A 1885-nucleotide genomic window follows, 5' to 3' on the forward strand; every position below is an offset into this window, starting at 1 on the left:
TCATAAGAGGCTTGTAATGCCACACTATCTACATTACGTAACCAAGCGGTATCATCTTGTTTTTTCAGCTTTGTGAGCATTTTAGACATAATGGAACGATTCAACCCTTTTCCTTCTTCTTCATAAGAAGTATTCCAACGTTCAAGGAAATAGTTGTACACAAAACGGCAATGACCATGCGTTTGATGAATTAATGCTTGTTGGTCTTTATTTGGGTAGATACGGAATTTATACGCTTTATGTGACATGACAGACACCTCCTTTTTTTCGAATATTATAATAGGAACGGATGTTCTTTTCAACAAACTAGTACTGGCAGAATAATTGGGTTCGCATTCATCCCCTCCCTACTCACTACGTTCCTTGAGGGAGGGGTATTCTGCGAAGAAATGATAAAAAGACGTTAGTTCCGTTTGGAATCAACGTCTTTTTATCGTTTTACAGCATCATACGAAAGAGTCGATATAGTGTATCGATAAAACGGAATAGATCCGCTGTGTATCGAAAGATGGTCAGTCCTTCGCTACGCTTCTTCTCTCGCTCAGCCTTCATTCTTTCTTGTCGCGAAAATTTAGGCATGTAGTGCACCTCCCTTCGAAAAAGGAGTCAGCTGAAAATGCTGCGTATATATTGTAGCATGAAAGGCAATTATGTTGAGTAGTATGAGAAATAGCATGAACTTTATGCTACGTGTCTACTTTAAAACGAATATGATTCCCATATACGGCTACCTTTTAATGCCCTTACATTATCTGTGATAAAATAGGATATATTGTATCTTTTTTATTTGGGGGATGGGAATTGAAAATAAAGATGTGGCTTATAAGATTAATATTTAATATTCAACTATATGTAGGGAAAATACGTTTGCTAGGTTATGCTGTGTTATTAGAGATCATTTTAGGGATAGGCGATTTCGCTTTCTTTTTAGTATATCCAGAAGTGTTTATTATTTTGTTCGTAATAACATTAGGCGTGATTATGTGGAAGAAATTACGCCCCCTTTTAACGCAAATGATTTTAAAAAGACGAATGTTACTTACACCAATTTTATGTATGTTTTCTTGTCTTATTTTCATGAATTACTGTGTTTGGTTTCAACCATATTAATATCTTAAATCAAGCAGCTAGGACAAGTTGAAACCCTAGCTGCTTTTTGTTTACCAAGCCGGGCTTTGGGAATGTTATGATTGAATAAAGTAAAATATTGGTTTTACTAATACATAATCTTATTAAAGGGTGTTTATAAATGGAGAATATTCATCAGTTTTGGAATGATTTTTGTGTCGTAACTCAGCAAGAAGATATTAAATATAAAGATGCGTTTCAATTTGGCGCTTCAGCTGATTGGTTAGCGGATTTAGTTGTTAAAGGAAAGAAAACAGCAACAACCTCTGGCTATGTATTTTATGAATTAGAAAAAGAAGCATTACCACAAGCAGGGGAATATTACATTGTTTTGAATGTGACGGACGCACCTGTTGCGATTATTCAAATTGAATCAGTTGAAGTAATGCCGATGAACGATGTATCCGAAGAATTTGCTTTAGCTGAAGGCGAAGGGGATTATCAATTTTGGTGGGATGCACACGAGAATTTTTTTAGTAATTTATTAAAAGAGTACGATAAAGAATTCTCACCAGATATGTTAGTTGTTTGCGAACGATTTAAGAAGGTCTATCCGAAATAAATCACTTTAAATAAATTTATAAACTATACAAAGTAAACCTAAATAACGTTCCCAAACGCAACATTGGGAACAAAAAAACCTTCGGAGTGTTGGTGTTGGTACATCAACACTCCGAAGGTTTTTTTGAATGTAGCATTTTTACAGATTTTTATGCTGCTGTTTTAGAGATAGATTTCCTTACACCAAAAATAATTG

2 protein-coding genes are annotated in these 1885 nt (G+C 34.7%); one reads left to right on the forward strand and one right to left on the reverse strand.

The window, feature by feature from the left end; all coding sequences use genetic code 11:
* On the reverse strand, window positions 1–248 hold a 248-nt coding region (locus tag QI30_RS19365; RefSeq protein WP_158621099.1), incomplete at its 3' end, for a helix-turn-helix domain-containing protein.
* A 1001-nt stretch (window positions 249–1249) separates the two neighbouring features.
* On the opposite strand from QI30_RS19365, the gene QI30_RS19370 reads away from it, so the two are divergent.
* The gene (locus tag QI30_RS19370) at window positions 1250–1690 is read left to right on the forward strand and encodes an ASCH domain-containing protein (protein ID WP_126992109.1); all 441 of its coding nucleotides are present in this window, start codon (window positions 1250–1252) and stop codon (window positions 1688–1690) included.
* Window positions 1691–1885 lie beyond the last annotated feature (195 nt).

It is taken from the genome of Candidatus Kurthia intestinigallinarum (assembly GCF_003991225.1).
Classification (GTDB): domain Bacteria; phylum Bacillota; class Bacilli; order Bacillales_A; family Planococcaceae; genus Kurthia; species Kurthia populi.